Source organism: Pantoea pleuroti (assembly GCF_014156615.1).
GTDB classification, from domain to species: Bacteria; Pseudomonadota; Gammaproteobacteria; order Enterobacterales; family Enterobacteriaceae; genus Pantoea; species Pantoea agglomerans.
This window is the reverse complement of record NZ_SBFD01000012.1, coordinates 1-18289: the sequence shown is the minus strand read 5'-3', so window position 1 is coordinate 18289 and position 18289 is coordinate 1. Positions and strand designations below refer to the sequence as shown.

Here is an 18289-nt window from a genome sequence, read left to right as displayed (position 1 = left end):
AAGGGATTAACGGCACTGAAAAAATTTCAGCATGTCGAGTGATAACGAGCCGGTACTTTGCGCCAGATTGATTAAGGCGTTGAGGTAACTCAAGCGGGCTTCAGCCTGGTCTTTGAGCGCGGTGTAATATTTCTGCTGGGCATCAAGTTCATCATTAACGGTGCGGAAGCCCATTTCACGGCCATACTGGACCGACACAACTTTTTCACGTGCTGAGTCGACAGCGTTCTTTTGAGCACTGATTAAGGCTTTACCATTGGTCAGGCTAAGCCAGGCCGAGCGCGTATCGGTTGCCGCTTTGCGTTGAGCTTCCATCGTGGAATACTTTGCCGCCTGACGACGATAGGCCGCTTCAAAAGATTGTGAAACCTGACTGCCACCAGCAAATAACGGGACAGAAACGTTTACGCCATACTGCAGGTTATTACTCTTCGAGTTCGTCCCGAAAATTGCGTCATAAAGGATATTGTCGTCATTGTCGTTACGGCTCCAGTTTTTGCCGTATCGGGCATAGAGTGAGACGACCGGCATATGCGCGCCATCAGCCGCCAGAACATCTGCGTCTGCCTGATCATTCTGAAACAGAGCAATCTTAATCTCCGTGTTGCGTTGCTGGCTGGCATTAATCGCATCGGTGAGTGAAGAATAAGGCGAAGCTTTAAGGCACTGGAAATTCACTGGTTCAACGGTGTCAGGGCTGATACCGGATAAACGACGAAATGCTTCGCCTGCCAGCAACAACTGATTGCCTGCCTCTATTTCTTTAGCCTGTGCCAGAGCGTAATTAGCTTTTGCTTCATCCAGCTCCGTGCGGGTATTCTGGCCATTGACTAATCCGGTCTGAAGCTTCTGCTGTTGCTGTTTAAAATTATGGCTGGCGGCTTTTGCCGCCTGCAAAACTTCCTGCTGATAAAGCACAGTAAAATAAGCGTTACTTATAGCGTTTAATAATTTTTCTTCAGCCTGCTTTGCCTGCGCCTCAGCTGTATTTGCAATAGCAACACCTTTACGCCATCCGGCATATTTACTCATATCAAACAGAGGTTGCCTGACGCTAACATCATAACTATGGTTCGTTACCCCACTCTGATATTTTTTATCAGGTTGCTCCTGACGATCCCAGTTTCCTTCAAGTGTTAATGTTGGCAGCATTCCGGCCATGCCTTGCCAATATTTCTGTTTATCTGCTGCACTGGTCATCTGACTGGATTGTAATGCTGAGTCATAGATTAATGCGGCCTGAGCAGCTTGCTCCAGGCTGGTTGCAGATGTGCAAAATGGAGCACAAATTAGTGCCAGTAGTGCAATATTAAAATTATGGGGTTTCATGATTTTCGCTGTATATAAAAAATAAATACTAAGTGGTTAAACAAGTTCCTGTGCAAAAACATACTTAATCAAATCTGTATTAGATTGAAGCTGAAGCTTACGCATAGCATTATATTTTTGTGTTGCAACCGTGCTTATGCTGCGTTTACGCACTCTGGCTATCTCCATTAAGCTATAGCCAATGGCGAACAACCGGATAACTTCTATTTCTGAGGGGGATAGCAGTGTTTGTGCCGTATCTGCTGGTGCAGATAGCACTAAGTTTTTCATCTGTTCTGAGTAGTATATTCCTGAATTAGATGAGCAAACCCAATTGAATGCCCTGACCAAATCACGAATGTCATCGCGTTTATGTACGATAGCATTGACCGGGACTTGTAATATACTTTTCAAAATAGCCTGACTTTTCTGTGCAGTGAAGATAATAATTTTTAAATTCGGATTTTGCTTGTGTATCTGTTCGAGTTTTTTCACGCCATTTGAATCGTTACGTTCAAAGGTAAAGCAAAAATCTGTGATCAATATATCTGGCATCTCCTCCCTGATTATTGACAGTAAACCTTCTGCTTCAACCGGGTAAGCATTGATGTTCAGATTTGAGAACTCTTTTATAAGTATGGTCTGGACGGAATAAAGAATAAATGGACTTTCATCAGAAATACCAATGCTAAGCCTCCTTTTTCCCTGGGATATATTCACAGATGATCCTTTTCTGTAGATAAAATCTGAAGCGGGGCTCCGCAGAGCCCTGCTGACTACTGGTAACTAAGCGTGTACGTTGCGACGGCATTTGCCGTACCAGGATTTATTTTTGCAGCCGTCTGATAATAACGTGCATAAAGTGGCACCGAAATTAAGGCAGAAGAGAGCGGATAACTCGCAATGTTAAAGGGTGTAGCGAGTGCTATCGGCTGTTGGTTTCCATTAAGGATTTGCACGCCGACACCACTGGCACCACTGGCCGTTGAGGCGGAGTTAAGCGCCACCACACCCACATCGGAGAGCCCGCTGGGCGCGTCTCCATCGAACTGCATCATCACGTCAAATGTGCCTGAGAGTAAGGCCTCACAGTTAAACTGGATGTTAAATGCTGTGGCCGCACTGGTCTGGCCTATGCCTGCTCCTAAGCCACTAGTAGGGTTCGTGGTATAACTACCCAGTGGTACATTCTGATTAACATCTCCTGCCACTGAGCAGGTCTGATCTTTTACGGTGATACCTGTTTTAATATTGGTAAAGTTAAATGTCTCATCCTTCCCTGTGACTAACGAGCCGACATCAAATGGGTTTACATAACTTTTAAGGTAAGATGACGGTGTCATAGAGTTAGATGTTTTGACGATCTGATAAGGCACGCTCAGAGAAACATCCGTATAAGCGCCCACAGTTCCGCCGCTGGTTAAAGCATATGTGCTGATCATTATACCTGTTGGAATATTTGCCACTTCGGTACCCATCTCCCCGCCATAGCCAGTATATAACGTCAATCCATAGCCAAGAGCATCCGCTTCAATAGCCTTGCGTTTAAAATAGACTTCGCCGATCAATCCATCTACGTACTGCTGCAAATTATCCAGCGCACATTTAAAGTTAGCCGTGGCTGTGCCACTATAAACGATCGTACCTACCGGTACGGCTGCTGAAATATTGATGCCTAATGACTTTATGTCGACCAATGACCGGGTAGAGGTCATTTTACACGTTAATGTCACATCGGTTGATGAGCCTGCGGCATTAACGTTAAAAATAGCCATCAGCATCAGACTGAATGTTAATGATACTGAGCCAATGAGGCGCAATATTTCCTTTCCTGAAATTAAGAGCATGATGTCACCTCATTAACCCTGGTTATCTTTATTTTCGTTATTAGAAGCGTAACGTACCGGCTGCATTTGATCATTGCTGCATGTTGTCGTCAGTCTCGCCAGCGTCTGATTGTCACTGGACTGAACTACACCCGACTCAAGATTAACCAGACAATTATCATTTTCTGCTTTTCCCCATGAAACATGCAGACGGCTGACATCTTTATTCAGCCTGACGTAAATCTGACCGCCCTGTGAAACAGTAGTAACAAGATTGCCATTTTCATCATTAACTGACGCGCCAAATGGCAAAGCATTTCCATCAGGCTGGTTTGCCCGTATCAAGAGTGGTTTGCCTTTACTGGTTTTATAATCCAGTCTGACAACAGCACCTTCAACAGGTATAACGCGTTGTTGGGTTGATTCCAGCTCAACATCAAGGGGGATGCCTTTTGGATCGATCGCCAGCTCATTTATCCTGTATGGATTAAGATTAGGAACTACCGCTCTGCCGCTTCCGTTTAACACGATATTTGGATAACCAAGCACCCGGGCACCTTCGGCATCAGCTGCTGTTACGACAGCATATGTTGTCGACTGATAAGCACTAAAGTTAATGCCATCAGGCAAAGCAACAACAGCGCCGCTTGCACCTCCGGAAGCTGAGTAATAATTCTCTCCCTTGGTATATGACGCTGTCAGCATGCTGTAAGGCGAACGATATTGTCCACTGACGGAACCTGATTTTTTATTATCGATATCGCGAGAAGCACCTACGTTATAACTGTATTGATCATTCTCACCCAGGACACCATTAACCGCAGTTTGCGCGGTCACCCCCTCTTTATTATGCGTGGCACTTCCGGTTACATAATTTTTACTTTCGCTACCAAGTGGTATTGAGAAGTCGAGTGAAAGCTGCGTGTCATGCCCACCGGTTGAATATAATAATCGGTTTGCTGATAATGTATAGGATACGCGACCAATTCTATTATTATAACCTAACTGAAATTGGGTGTTTGTACCGGTGCTGTTCCAGTAATTTTGAATGAAACCAGTAAGATAGATATTCCCATATGACTCTCCAAAATTTTGGCTGGCAGTCATTGAAAAACGTTGTTTAGGACGGGAAAGATAATTTATTCCGTCATTTTTGTTCTTTTTATAGTAGTTATTAATTTGCAATGCATTGTCATAGCTGTAATAGCCTGATGATGAAAATCGGTACGCTGCGAGGGTGAAGTTTGTGTCAGTCTGCGTAACTTTTTTACTGTACGTTGCGCGATAGCTCACACCCTGCTTTTTCTCATCGCCATATTTTGTCTGAGCACCGGTGATATCGAGTGAGATAGCGCCAATGGGTAAACCAAATGCTCCCCCCAACAGGGCTGAGATGTAGTTATCTGATCCCAGGATACCGGTATAGCCGGTCAGACTATTGGTAAAGCCATGCTGAATGGTGCCCTGATATACGGAGGGCGTGTAGGCCATATTGTCTTTACGCGATACACCGCCCGTCACAGAGTAGAACGTCATACCAGGACGCTTCAGCCTCGTCATGGCGGCGTATGGCACTGAAAAACGTGTTTCACTGCCGTCAGCTTCTTTTACAGTAACATCTAAATCACCACCGTAACCTGTAGGATAGAGGTCGGTAATATTGAAGGGACCTGGCGATACTGTTGTCTCATAAATTTTACTACCGTTTTGCGATACGGTTACCTGAGCACTGGTACGGGCAACACCACGAATTTCAGGCGCGTAACCTCGTTGTGAATCAGGCCACATTTGATCGACAGTTGATATCTGTGCACCGCGGAACGAAAGGGTATCGAACAGTTCGCCACTGGTATTTCCTTCACCTAGCAGTAAGCGTGACTTCAGTTGCGGAATATCACGCTGAACATAGGTGTTGATAGCATTGTAATGATGAGACTCATCACCCTGCTGTCGTCGCCAGCTCAGTGAGCCCTCATGGCGAAACATCCAGCCGCCAAGGTTGAAGCCTGCCAGCGCTCTGCCATAAAAAGAGTCATATTCACGCCCGTCGTTAACAGAGCGGTAATAGTTAGTGTCATAGTTGAGCGTAAATGCTGTTTCACCTTTATCCCAGAATTCGGGGGCGACATAGCCACGTGCTGAGCGCAGCAGATAAATCTGTGGAATTGAGATATCCATCTGCATATCAGCAGAGTTAATGGCGGCATGGCTTTCCTTAACCACATCTTCAAGGGCGATACATTGATTACCCGAGCGTAACTCTTCAGCTTGTTGAGAACTGAAAACGGTGTCTTTAATGGAGAGACTTTTTACCAGATCGTAGGAAAGACAGGCCTTAGTACCTGCTCCCTCACGAACAACCTGAACATTTTCACGGCTAATCTGACGGCCATTTAAAAAGATATCCAGCGTATAGATGCCGGGATCAATGGGATTACCTGTTGCATAGCGGGCAACATCAACTTTTACCCCTGGCAAATTTTTCACAAACGATTCATCAAAATCATAAGCTTTTTCAGCAAACGCGGTTTGAGTGGCTGCGGTCAGAAACAGAGCCATAAAAGAGCGATAAAAAATTCTGCCAGTTTTTTTATTTAAAGAGACCGTCCTTGCCATCATAATTCCCCTGGTTAAAGACCAAAATCTACTGGATTATTTTACTTTCAACCTTACGTGCGGCGCCAAAATCATCCAGATACTGATAATTAAATGTCGTTTTTATTTGATTATTACTCATGCCTTTCAGCGAAAATTCTTTTGTTTCGCCTGGTGCCAGCATCTCCCCTTTTTCACTGACTAATTTATGACCCGCATTGTCTTCTGCATTAATTTGTGAAACGTTAACGTAAAAAGACGAATTGTTAGTTGCAGACAGAGAGTTAGATTTTGAGCCATGACGCCACACAAGACCTGACGCAGCTTGATTGGCCTGCGCGTGATCGAACTGAGCCGGACGATAAAAAAGCTTGATACGACTTCGGATCGCCATTTGCAGTTGATTCTGGTTGGCCAGACTTTTGTCGCGAGGTGGTATATCCAGCACATTAAGCCAGAAAATAGATTCTTTGTTGGCAGGCAGATTCGCGCCAGTGAAGACAATACGTAACGTTTGCCCTTTATTAGCCTCCATCCGGAAAACCGGCGGTAATAAAACGAAGGGAACATTTATTTTATCTACGGCTTCATTAGGATTTCCGTTATCAATCCATGCCTGAACAAGCGCGGGCTGATCGCCCCGATTATCCAGCCGAACGGTAACTTCTTTCTCAGAAGCTGGGTAGATTACCCGCGTACCGATGATGGTTACGCTGGCAAATGCAGACGTGGTCATTGCATAGGTAAGCAGACAAGAGATTAGAAAGTTAAAACTTTTTTTTTTCATGATATTAACAGAAATGATGAAGAGGAAGAGTGGTGAGGGCGTAGCCCTCACCCTAATCAATTACAGGTAATTGATTGAATAATTTACTGTTGATGCAACAGTACCCGCTACTGCAGCGGCAGTTGCGTAGTACTCAGCAGAGTAAGACAGAGTACCTGCACCCGCTGTCAGAGCCACAGTTGCAGGAGCGGTAGACTGCTCGCTGCTGCCCGCATTGATAGCTTTGTTATTGTTGTCCAGCAGCTGCAGATCAACTCCTGTTGCAGTACCGGTGTTGGTCAGACGACCGTTGGCGTTCACACCCGCACCCTGCTCAAAGTAAGCGTAGACATCACCGGTTGTTGCAGAGCAATCGCTCAGCGCCAGAGTGAAGCGGGTGTTACCTGCTACGGCGCCTGCAGTGTTCAGCACGCCTGCTGCAACTTTTGGCAGGGTTACGGTTGCTGTGCTGCCCGCGCCGTTAACGCTGACAGTACAGGTCTGAGATGCAATGGTGCCGGTGAAGTTAATTGTGCCATCTGAAGCCTCTACTGCACTAACCTGAGCTGTAGCCAGCAGCAGACCCATAGCAACCATAGATACCTTTTTCATATACTTTCCTTTGTATAAAATAATTAAAGTTTTTAAATGATGAACTGTGCATTTTATTGCAGTCGTTCATTTTTCAGATAAGAGTTATACCCTTATCTGAAAATCAGACGATCAACATGCCGAACGCTACGGCGGCGACAATCCCTACGATGCCCATGCCAAAAGCGGTACCGCTGATTGGGTTTGCTGCTGGAATTGATTCCGGGCGAACCCATTCCGTTTTCTCTGTTGAAGTTGAGCTGGTTCCTAACCCCTTGAAAAAATCCAGAATTAAAGATGTGAGTGAGCCACCGCTAACCCCTTCGATCTCTTTGTTATTTAATTCGCGCATATTATTTCCTTAAGCTGTAATTACAGGTGCAGTCGGATCAAAAGTATTTTCTACAATTTCGTTGAACCAACCCGCAGTTGTATCCCAGCCATTCATCGCACCATAAAGCGCACCATCTACCAATCCGACGACAGCACCGATAACCAGTCCACCTGCTCCTGAAACCAAGCCGACGCCTAGTACGCCTCCGGCACTACCGCCGCTCATTGCCCATTTCACACCAAATGCTGTGATGCCGGCAGCGGCCCCTACAACGACTGAACCAATAAAATCAAAAAAACCTGCGCCTGAAACATTTTGCATTTCAACAGGTGTTAACTCTCTCATTTACATCTCCAATATTAATCAGTTATTCAATTGTTCAGTATTGAATTTTTTAAAATGCCGCCTCAAGCGAACGGCGCTATTAGATTCGGAGACCATAAAAAATAAAATAGTAAAATATCCATAATTAATATTACGTGCTATTGGCCTTAATAACTTAAGGCCTGTTTCATTTACAATGCGTTTACATTCATCGTAATTTAGAATGTCAGCGTGAATGCATTCGTATCGTTATATTTTGCTCGGCTATTGATGAGTTTATTTAATTTTTAGTGTTACCAGTTTTTTAAAATGATGAGAAAGGTACGCATTCTGTGTTGAAAAAGCTTCAGCGGGACGGAGTGCAGTCTGGTTAAAAGACCCGAGAATGAGAAATCGGTCCTCATATGCAATCTAAAGTGAAAGTTGCAGGAATGAAATGGATGTATTTTTTTAGGTTTTATGTCTGCATTAAACATAAAAATCAGCATATAAATCTATATATAAAGGGTTTTGTTATTTAAATATCTGTTTTGGGAGTGCTGTGGTTTAATTTATGCCATCAAATGCTGTCATGTTTTTTTATTTTTAGAGAGGAATTAACAATGGTTCCATAATGATTAAAGGTTTATCAATTATGCCGCATATTTAAACTTGTAGCGCCTTTTTGTGTACTTAATATAGCGGGGTTATAACATCAATGTTCATATGATTATGATTGATTCCTTTTTTAAGAAAAAAGTTATAACACTATCAGTAAGTCTCTACTTGTTAGTTTGATATACTGATTAATTGGCTTTTGAGCGGTGAAATATCTGGTTGTGACGTCGAATAGTGGCGTGATGCTCTTCCTTTTTGCGCGTTTATGGTGTTGAATTTTATCGGTATGGTTTTACTATAGTGAAACCAGTAGCAACCTTTCTATGGCTCATATTTGGGGGAGAGTCAAAGATCATCAATACACCAGGCGAAAAAAAGAGACTATAACAAACGGATTTTTGCTAATTTTTCTACTAATCACTAACCTTGTGTTAGTTAGATTGAGTTAATTATTATGTATAGAGTGACTGAAAATCATGAGCGGATCATCGATGCGCTAGCCGGGTATACCCAGGTTGCTAATCCAGATGAGATTTCGCGAGGCAAGCGTCGTTATCATCTCACTAAAGATAATGTGCGCCGGGTTATGTTCATTCTTGATGGTGATTTCTTACTCAAATTAAAGAGCGAAAATAAGGTATTAAATATCTTATCGGCGCCTTTTGTTGTCGGTGTCACTCCGGCACTCGATGAACCACCTGTCTATCTGGAAAGAATTGATTATGGAAAGGTCAGTTTCATTGATTATGATGTGTTCTGGCGCCTGGTGTTTGAGAAAGACCTTTTCAATGATGCCATGTCCATTCTATCTGGCCAGTACTCTGACCTGATGAACTACATTCAGCTACCTAAAAATAACTCATATGATGAAGTGATTTCGTTGATTGGCCGCTGGGGGAAACTGCCACCGCACCTTAAGAAGAGATTTTCGGCACTTTATCTGATTGAAAACAGTTCTCATCTTTCAAAAAGCTCCATTTGCAGAGTGCTGAAAGAATTAAAAGAGAAAGGTGAACTTACCCTGGTTAATGGCAAGTTTACCTGATGATTTTTGTCTAAACTTTGAGATGCTTAAGGGAAAAATGGATTTTAAAGTCATTTGTACAAATGAAAACTACTTCTTTCGGCTGGGCATCTCAAAAATTATTGAGCAAGCACTGTTATGTGACACGCCAGTAGAATTTTTACCCGCTTATGACGCACAAAATTTATATCAGGCGGATTTCATACTAATCAGTGTTGCACAGTGGCGCCTTTATATGTGTCAACCTGTCTACCGGGAACGGAAGCCCGGTAGCATTTTAATAGTGTTTGTTGATGAGGTTGCAGACATCGTTACGGAACAACTGCCTCTCTGCTATCGTTCTTTAATTACTATCTCGCGCAGCGATTCTGTCCGTATTATTTCTGAAAAAATCGTCCATTTCTGGCTGGAAAATCAGGAAAGCGTCAAAGGATTTGTACCCTCGGATTGCTCACATTGTTATTTTGCGCGTATCACGGTTGTCCAGCTGCAGGTGCTAAGCTTTTTAAAGAAAGGGTACAGCGTGGGGCAGACAGCTAAACGTCTGAATCTTTCGGCCAAAACGATCTACGCACATAAGTATAATGTGATGAAGAAGTTTTCGCTAAGTGGTGATAAGCAGTTTAACGCTTTCATTAATGATGTCACCCTGCTGGAACTTTATAAAGGCGTTATTGAATCTGCAAAATTTTAGCTATTTACTCAGTCCATATTGGAGTGGTTTCTGAAGTTATTAGTCATTTCTGATGAACTGCTTCCCTGTGATGCACAGACTGCCTTTCGTGTTCAGGGTGTAAAGAGGTTTTTGTGAAGAAAGAGCCACTAAACAAAGATAAATCTTTGGCCATTACTTTTAAAATGGTGACAGCAATCATGTTAGGTATGATTATTCTGCTATCTGTTTATATTTACAGTAACTATGTCGTTGCTGCACCCGTACTTCATCTTCCGGATACGTTTCAGTCAGGCGTGGATAGCCGTAATCTCTCTCAGTCTGTGCCAGCACTCAACTCTTCGCACGAAAGTCAGCAGGAACAAGCCCGACATAATCGGGAATTATCAACCGGGCTTCTTTTCAGCATCTGAAGTGGCAGTATTAAAAGTCACTTGTTGTATCAGCCATCGCCAGTACCGGAGTGCGAAGTTGTATGCCACTTATCTTTTCGTCGGTGAGTTGCCCGAAGTTACATGAACCGTCTGATAGGCTGATGAACTTAAAAGCCAGCGTCATCGCTGGCTTTTTGTGTTTTTGTAGAGGATTATTTCAGGATAAAAATTCGATCTACATTGATTTCGCTATAGCCATCATCGCGGTCGATTTCACCGGTAACCCGGACCTTTTTGCCAATCAGATAACGATCGTCATCATCATCGTCGTCATCATCTATATCGACACGAATACGGCCAGTCGAATCTTTTAACCAGTAGTGATCATCATCGGCCCTGCCACTGATAGTCCCTGTGAGCGTAACCTGTCGATCGTCGTGCATCGTTTTCGCCTCTGCAACGGTGACCTCCTGACGAGCATACGCCGAGCCGGGCTGAGCAAGGTCAGTATCATCCATAATATTTTCTTCATTCTCGTCTCCTTTAACACGCATCTTTTACTGCGTTTATTTTTTAAAAACTAAAGCGGTAGCCGGCGTTCACCTGGCGCTGGTTGAAGCGATTTCCATCAACCATATCGGCCTCGATAAAAAGGGTATGGCTGCTGATTTGCGCGCTGACACCGACACCGTTATTCCAGCCATTGCCTTTAAACGAGAGACGCTCATCTGAGCCATTCAGAGCATACGCAGCGTTACCTTCAAACTCGCGTAAAACACCTTTTTTGAGATAAGTGTTGAGTTTGTAATTGCTCTGATTGACTTCATAACCTGCCAGTACACTTGCTCGTCCCATCATCGATTTATAACTTGAGAGAGTAATATTGAGGCCATTTGACGCCCGTACAGAGGATCCATCCTGATGACCTGCGGTCAGTTGAAGCTGCGGTTCCAGATAAAAACCCGTGAGATCGTCAGAGAAGCTGAATTTTTTCCCTGCTTCGAGTGACCCACTCAGACCCGATGAGACACCATTGCCGGATATGCGGTTATTCTGTGTATCGCTGACATCAAACTGATTCCTCTGACGGTTGAATTTCACTACACCGTCCATATAGAAGCCGGCGTCATTCAACCATGTGCCGTAAATACCAAAATGTTCAGATTTGGTGGTGCCCTCGCCAGCCCGATAATGAGGTGAGCCTTCTGTTGCACCCATGAACAAGCCCAGATAGATCGGCATCTCATCTGACAGACGTTTATCTACCCCAAACTGATAGCCTGTGTAGTTCATGCTGAAGTGACTCAGCTTACCATTGGCAAAACCGCTGAATCGGCCATCCATCCCACGCAGCCATACATTTCCGGCCGTTTTCCCCTGACGCACATCTCCCATACGCTGCATCAGCGTCTGCATTTCGGCATAATTCATCAGATAGCCGACATTGAGAAAGTTAGCGCCGGCATTCGCGGTGCTGGTGATGGTTGAATTATTACTTTGTTCTGCTGAGGGGATAGGTATCCCGGCATCCTCAGTTGAAGCAGGCTGGAGAGCGTCACTATCCGCAGGTGTTACGGACTGTTCATCCGCCGGGGGCGTTTCAGGTGCTTTCGGCGATGAGAGCACCCAGTTGTTGCCCTGCTTATTGACCGAATAAACATAGCCGCCCAGTTCAACGTCGGTGTTGCCCCTGAAAGTCGCAATGCCATCGGCAGTTTCAACAACGGTCAGTACTTCATTACCTGTGGTGACGGCACTGCCACGGTTCAGAATGTTCAGACCGTAATTACCTGCGCTGCTTCCCGTCACTACAATCTTGTCACCAATGTTGTTCACACCTTCGCCATCGCCAGCCAGACTGGTACGCAGGGAAAAGTTACCACTACCACTGAGGTTTGCGATGGTGAGAGTGGAGTAGGTTGTATTGTCGGTGGCGGCAGAAAGGTCTACCAGTGAGTTATTTAATGTCAGGTTATCGAGATTAGAAGTTTGACCAACGTTCCATGTGCTGTCGGTAAGGCTAACGTTTAAATGGCCGCCATTTACATTATCGCTGGCGGCGCTACCGGACCAGAGTGAACCCGGCGCTAAGTTAAGATCAATTAGTCCGCCCATCGACATGACACTGCCGGTGATCTCCGCTTTACCTTCGGAAGTGATAACGCCCGGCGCAAAACCTGCGCTGTAAAGGGTGGCGATGGCTACGCCAGCCGGAGAATCCATTTTGATAGAGAGATCGCCTGTCAGGCTGATCTGGCCACCATCCCAGGCTAAAGCACCTGCTGCTGTATCAGGGCCTGTAACGCTGATTCCTTCGCCATTGATCATGCCGCCCTGCAGAGACCAGAGGCCCCTGCCAACTATGTTTGAGTTTTTAATCACAACATCTGTGTTTGCCAGGTTGATGACTGCACCTGCCGACTGGGCGGATGCACCATAGCCTACTGACTGAATAGTGTTGCGTTCCTCTTCAGTGCCTGAAAAGTTGACGGTGACGTTATCATCCATCGCAACAATACCGCCCGTCTGTGCTGAAGAGATTACGCTACCTGCGCCGATATTGATCAGGCTATTTTCCCGGGCTGAAATGCCGGGTGACGTCGCGCCGGAGGTACTGATAGTCAGATGATCGGCGACCAGTTTACCCCAGCTCCAGATGCCTGCAGAAATGTCACCGGTGGTGATAATGGTTGAATTGCTGCCCAGATCAACTGAGCCGTTATCCTGAATGTTGATGCCCTGAGAAGCTCTGCCAAGCGTATTAATGGTCAGCGCATCTGCTTTTAGCGTTGCGTCGCCATTACCGGAATCACCGGTCAGCGTATCCACCTGCACAGCATGACTGTTGATACCATTGGTCTGTATATTGCTGCCATTGCCTAAATCAACGTTCGAGCCGTAACCGCTGACACGCAATGCTATACCGTTGGTGCCCTGAGTACTGATTTGTAATGCGTCGGCCTGCAGTGAGGACTGATTGCTCACAACCACCCCTTCTGCGTAAGCAATACCTGACGCAATCGATGTGACAGAGCTGCCCGATCCTAAATTGGCAGAAACCTGTTTTCCGCTCAACTCAAAAGCGACTGCGGTTATCCCTGAAGCATTGAGCACTAATTTATCAGCAGTAAAGTGACTGCCCGCAGACTGGATGAAAATGCCTTTAGCATAGTGCTCAGCATCTTTCACGGTAACCGTACTGCCTGTACCGGCAGTGATTTCAGCGGCAGTTGCACCTGTTACCAGGATCCCATAATAACCATCGCCAGTTGACTGATCGGCGATCAATGTAGTGCCATCAGCCAGAGTAACATCTCCCCCTCTCTGGCTTCCGACAACAGCAGCAGAACTGACCAGCGGCAACATACCCATTCCGCCAGCCAGCATCATCGCTTTTACGCGTTTATTTCTATCAGGATTTTTATTCATATCAGTAACTCTTCCTTAAGGTTTTATTAAAGGGCTAATAGCCTATGAATAGCGCTAAATAGGCTTGCTACCTCTCACTTCATAATTTGTCTTAGCCCGATACGAATTAAGTGTATTGTTTATTAAATCCATTAATAACAGCATGTTTACTAAAGGTGGCAGGATTATGCAGCGTGGAAGTGAATTGTGTAAAGAGAGTGAAAGTGTGTATCTTTTGGCTATAGGTTAAAAGGTATGCGGCATTCTGCGGGAATTTTCATTGAAAATTAAGCTTATGAGTTAGCTGTAACTCGGGAGGGTTTGTTATTTATTATTACAGTCATTCTCATTTGAGAGTTATTTATTCTCTTCTGTCCGGAAGTTATCAGATTATCAGAAGCAATACGGCTTGTTCAGAGAGAGTTTAGCGAGTTATTGCTATCATTATTGCACGCTCAGATACACAGCCCGGTTTCAGAAGTGAACTGGCCTAAAAGCTTTTCTGACAAACGTGTGGTTAAGAGCCCATTAATTAAGACAATGATCGTTATTGCGCGCTGAGTCATAGCCTGGTGAACATGAGAAACGTAGTCTCACCGACCTGAAGTTAATGTTGAGAGAGGGTTAAATGAAAATAGTAAACCGAATAACGGTCTGTTCCCTGATGCTGGCTACTCTGCAAATGAGTGCCTGCACGCCCCATAGTGCTGAATCACCGCGCCTTACAATGCGTAATCCCGCAAGCGAATGGTGTGCTCAGCGTGGCGGACAGCAGGTAGAGGAGGCATCATCGAACGGAAATACACTCTATTGCCTGTTACCATCCGGAGAAAAGATTGAGCAGTGGGCATTGTTTCATCGCGATCACACGAAATAATCTTCTTGCGATTCGCCAGCCAGCAGGCGGGATGTGAGTGAAGTCTATGAAATTGAAGGTCATTGTTAACTATCACTTTTTTCGTCCAATCCCGTCCGGGTACTGATAAAAACCTCATTCTTTTATTACAGTCTTTTTTCTGTACGCCCTCGGCTTTGTGGCCTCATTCCTGCCCCGGAAAATAAGGCTTAGCCTTGCTATTTCTTATCAGCAGATCTTAAATTGTTTAATCGCATGAATGATTTTGACTGTTATTTAATAAGAGCAATCACAGGTGTGTTTAAGTAAATGCAAATGCAAGATGTACGAAAAGATTTTCAATCCGAATTAATAAGTTATTTTTTATCAATGTGTGTGCTTGCCAATTTATTTTGATCTCATTTGGCAATAAACCTGATTTTGCTTTTGAGGTTCTTTAAATAATAAATGTTCAATCCATTTTGGCAATGGTTTTTTATTATCTTATAATACATATAGTTATCACGGTTTTTGCGCTAACCTCCCTCCTTTTTTTGATCTGAGTCAATTTATATAAAAAAATCAGATTCTGTTACCGATTGTCATAATGATACTATTTAATTAATTAAGGTATTTTCTTAAATAATAAAAGTATCATGAGGGCAATCCATTGAAATATTTTGGAAGCGCAGCGCTATGTTGCACCTTCTTTATTTGCACCAAATCTTATGCGGGCATCATGCTTAACGACATTGATGTTCAGGATTATCGCGATTTTGCAGAAAATCTGGGTAGTTATAATGTGGGTAGAATCAATGCCCCAGTTTATAGAAAAGATGGATCGCAATCTGACTATCTTGATTTTCCCATGCCTGATTTTGGCGGCGTATCTTCTATGGGCTACGCAACGCTTATCTCACCTTCGTATATTGTCAGTGTAAAACACAACTCCGGTTATAAAACGGTGGCATTTGGCAATGGTGCTCAATATGCCACAACCTACAATCTTATCAATCGTAACGAACTCAGCACACAAGATTTCCATGCGCCGCGGTTAAATAAGGTGGTTACTGAGGCTTCGCCTTACAATTACGTGACCAAATCAGACTTTATCGCTAATTATAAATCCCGCTATTCATGGTATACCCGAGTAGGTACCGGTACGCAGGAGCAAATCAATGATGACCAGACTGAGCGTGTCCGGCTGACGGGTGCTTATGACTGGAAGACTGGCGGTACTATCAGCGCAACTAACGTACAAGACATATCTTATAATACCTATCTGCGTTATTACAATTTGGGTCCTGATGATGCTAATACCACGCCTCTTTCAATCGGTGCTAACGCCGGAGATAGCGGCAGCCCGGTATTTGCCTGGGATGACATTGAGCAGCAATGGAAACTCGTCGCGGTTCATGTTGGTTACGACCAGGACAGCGGTCTTTACAAAAAACGTGCAATTGCAGGCTATATCCCGGGTGATTTCATTGCTTCGGTGCAGGCTGCCAATACTTCAGCTGACGTCGTTGATATGGCAGGCAACGGCACGATTTTCTGGGACGATAGTGCAATCACGCAGTACGGCTCCTCCTGGTCATGGGCTGGTCTGGGTTCGGCTTACGCCTCAGTCGCACCCTCTACAGCCACTAATGCAGAACTTGATGCCACCAAAGATCTCAGTTTTAACGGGGCTGGCGGACTAATCACGCTGAATGCACCTATCAATATGGGCGCAGGCAAACTTCAGTTTTCTAACAACTATACCGTGGCTTCAGCCGAGGGTGTGAATGCGACCTGGGCAGGTGGCGGCATCGAAGTTGACGCAGATAAAGAAGTCCTGTGGCAGGTTAATGGATTGGCCAGCGATGCCATGCATAAAATCGGCGCGGGAACACTGCATATCAATGCAACTGGCAAAAACCCGGGTTCACTGAATGTGGGAGAGGGTACGGTTATCCTCGATCAGCAGGCTGATGCTTCAGGCAATAAACAGGCGTTTTCTTCAGTCACTTTAGTGAGTGGCCGGCCAACCGTAGTACTGAATGATGCCACTCAGGTGAGTACAGACCAGATCTTCTTTGGCTATCGTGGTGGCCGATTAGATTTGAATGGCAATGCGCTCAGCTTCAGGAAAATTAATCATACCGACAGTGGCGCTACGCTGGTCAACCACAGTGATACCGCGGCAACGCTGAATATTACAGGCTACACTGCCGCTGACGTTCCCTTTAATACTTTCCAGGGTAGCAATCCCAAAGGCACTCCGGGTTCAATCTATGTCTATAACAACCCTTATACGAAAGATACCGAGTACTTTCAGTTAAATACCTCGTCATACTGGTATTTCCCCACGGATAAATCCTCGACGTCCACCTGGACTTACCTGGGTACTGATGCCGATAAAGCCATTAATCATCGGCTGACGCAGCTAAACATTCAGGTGTTCCGCGGTTTTCTGGGTGAAACGCTGGAGAATGCGCTGAACGGCGTCATGAACGTTAATATTTTGCCGCGCAACGCCACGGCTATTACCGCACTCACCGGTGGTATGAATCTGAATGGTAATCTGGATGTTGCCAGCGGTACTGTAGTCCTTTCTGGGCAGCCAGTTCCACATGCAGGTGGCGTTGTCGTTGATGACGACTGGAACACCTCACTGTTCAAAGCCGATCAGATCAATGTTGGCACCGGTGCGCATTTCCAGGTGGGAGAATACGCGGGTGTGAAAGCGAATATTGTCGCCGCTGAATCTGCAACCCTCTCTCTGGGCTATAACGACAGCACTCAGGCAGGGGAGAAGAGCTGGCGCTGCTATTCTGCGATCTATTCTGATGATGTTTCCTGCAGTCAGCCGGTGCGCAACGCGGATGATCTCGCGCTGTTACCCGCCAGCGAAGTGGAAGGGGACGTTCAGCTTGCAAACAACGCCTCACTTTATCTGGGCAAGGTTAATTATCAGGGTGCGGTGACTTCTACCGGTAGCAGCCTGATGACGCTGGATGCTAATGCGAACTGGACCATGACTGGCAACAGTAATGTCACCTCAATACTGGCGCAACGTGGATCAACACTTTCGATGGTTCCTTCAGGCAGCTGGAGCGCTAAAACGCTGAGCGTTGATTCACTGGATGCGACCGGATTGAATCTGATGTTAGGCGTCAAACCATCAACGCTGGAGAGCGACAAACTGATTGTAAAAAACTCGGTGCGTGGTGGCGATAACCTGCTGGATGTAAGCCTGTTAGTGAGCAGCGAAGAGCAGGTTGCGCTAACCCAGGATCTGGTGATGGTTGATGCACCAGTCGGCACGTCGCACAGCTATTTCTCTTTTGCAGACAGCTATAGCGGATTCAGTGTTTACACGCCAAATTATCAGGTGAAAGAAGATAACGACCGCGTGCTGTGGGTGCTCGAAAGTAATAAATCGGCTGAACCAGAACCCGCACCGGAAGTGACGCCTGAGCCAGAACCAACGCCCGCTCCGGAAGTGACGCCTGAACCAGAACCGACGCCCGCGCCGGAAGTGACGCCTGAGCCAGAACCAACGCCCGCACCGGAAGTGACGCCTGAGCCAGAACCGACACCCGCGCCGGAAGTGACGCCTGAGCCAGAACCGACGCCCGCACCGGAAGTG

Annotated in this window: 15 protein-coding genes; 5 read left to right on the top strand and 10 right to left on the bottom strand. The window is 45.4% G+C overall.

What is annotated here, in order from left to right; genetic code table 11:
* Window positions 1-6 precede the first annotated feature (6 nt).
* The 8 genes from EPG66_RS20295 to EPG66_RS20260 form a co-directional block, all read right to left on the bottom strand.
* Window positions 7-1329 (bottom strand): TolC family outer membrane protein, encoded by a 1323-nt coding sequence (locus EPG66_RS20295; protein ID WP_182687935.1) that lies wholly within the window; start codon window positions 1327-1329, stop codon window positions 7-9.
* Window positions 1330-1365: 36 nt separating this feature from the next.
* Window positions 1366-2028, bottom strand: coding sequence for a response regulator (locus tag EPG66_RS23105; protein WP_069027182.1), 663 nt, complete (start codon window positions 2026-2028; stop codon window positions 1366-1368).
* Between the two features lie 56 nt (window positions 2029-2084).
* Window positions 2085-3155 carry a fimbrial protein gene (locus EPG66_RS20285; RefSeq protein WP_182687933.1) on the bottom strand — a complete coding sequence of 357 codons (1071 nt, stop codon included), beginning with the start codon at window positions 3153-3155 and terminating at the stop codon, window positions 2085-2087.
* A gap of 12 nt (window positions 3156-3167) precedes the next feature.
* Window positions 3168-5753: a fimbria/pilus outer membrane usher protein gene (locus EPG66_RS20280; protein ID WP_083070638.1), complete on the bottom strand. Its 2586-nt coding sequence runs from the start codon at window positions 5751-5753 to the stop codon at window positions 3168-3170.
* A gap of 25 nt (window positions 5754-5778) precedes the next feature.
* Window positions 5779-6516: a fimbrial biogenesis chaperone gene (locus tag EPG66_RS20275; RefSeq protein WP_071941196.1), complete on the bottom strand. Its 738-nt coding sequence runs from the start codon at window positions 6514-6516 to the stop codon at window positions 5779-5781.
* Between the two features lie 60 nt (window positions 6517-6576).
* On the bottom strand, window positions 6577-7107 hold the full coding sequence (locus EPG66_RS20270) for a fimbrial protein (protein WP_069027186.1): 531 nt from the start codon (window positions 7105-7107) through the stop codon (window positions 6577-6579).
* Window positions 7108-7210: 103 nt separating this feature from the next.
* Window positions 7211-7438 (bottom strand): hypothetical protein, encoded by a 228-nt coding sequence (locus EPG66_RS20265; protein ID WP_083070637.1) that lies wholly within the window; start codon window positions 7436-7438, stop codon window positions 7211-7213.
* Between the two features lie 9 nt (window positions 7439-7447).
* Window positions 7448-7765 (bottom strand): hypothetical protein, encoded by a 318-nt coding sequence (locus tag EPG66_RS20260; protein ID WP_069027187.1) that lies wholly within the window; start codon window positions 7763-7765, stop codon window positions 7448-7450.
* 1030 nt (window positions 7766-8795) lie between these two features.
* Between EPG66_RS20260 and EPG66_RS20255 the strand changes: the two genes are divergently transcribed.
* From EPG66_RS20255 to EPG66_RS20245, 3 genes are all read left to right on the top strand, one after another.
* Window positions 8796-9386 (top strand): helix-turn-helix domain-containing protein, encoded by a 591-nt coding sequence (locus tag EPG66_RS20255; protein ID WP_031594259.1) that lies wholly within the window; start codon window positions 8796-8798, stop codon window positions 9384-9386.
* On the top strand, window positions 9352-10059 hold the full coding sequence (locus tag EPG66_RS20250; RefSeq protein WP_343055322.1) for a helix-turn-helix transcriptional regulator: 708 nt from the start codon (window positions 9352-9354) through the stop codon (window positions 10057-10059). Before EPG66_RS20255 ends, EPG66_RS20250 begins: the two co-directional genes overlap by 35 nt.
* Window positions 10060-10172: 113 nt before the next feature.
* Window positions 10173-10451: a hypothetical protein gene (locus EPG66_RS20245; protein WP_133248919.1), complete on the top strand. Its 279-nt coding sequence runs from the start codon at window positions 10173-10175 to the stop codon at window positions 10449-10451.
* 173 nt (window positions 10452-10624) lie between these two features.
* On the opposite strand, the gene EPG66_RS20240 is transcribed toward EPG66_RS20245, so the two are convergent.
* Window positions 10625-10930, bottom strand: a complete 306-nt coding sequence (locus tag EPG66_RS20240; protein WP_246379524.1) for a NirD/YgiW/YdeI family stress tolerance protein — start codon at window positions 10928-10930, stop codon at window positions 10625-10627.
* 55 nt (window positions 10931-10985) lie between these two features.
* Window positions 10986-13841, bottom strand: a complete 2856-nt coding sequence (locus tag EPG66_RS20235; RefSeq protein WP_182687931.1) for an autotransporter outer membrane beta-barrel domain-containing protein — start codon at window positions 13839-13841, stop codon at window positions 10986-10988.
* Window positions 13842-14448: 607 nt separating this feature from the next.
* On the opposite strand from EPG66_RS20235, the gene EPG66_RS23205 reads away from it, so the two are divergent.
* Window positions 14449-14697: a putative hemolysin gene (locus EPG66_RS23205; RefSeq protein WP_071941198.1), complete on the top strand. Its 249-nt coding sequence runs from the start codon at window positions 14449-14451 to the stop codon at window positions 14695-14697.
* Between the two features lie 697 nt (window positions 14698-15394).
* Window positions 15395-18289 (top strand): S6 family peptidase (locus EPG66_RS20225; protein WP_182687929.1); only part of this gene is annotated, 2895 nt, incomplete at its 3' end.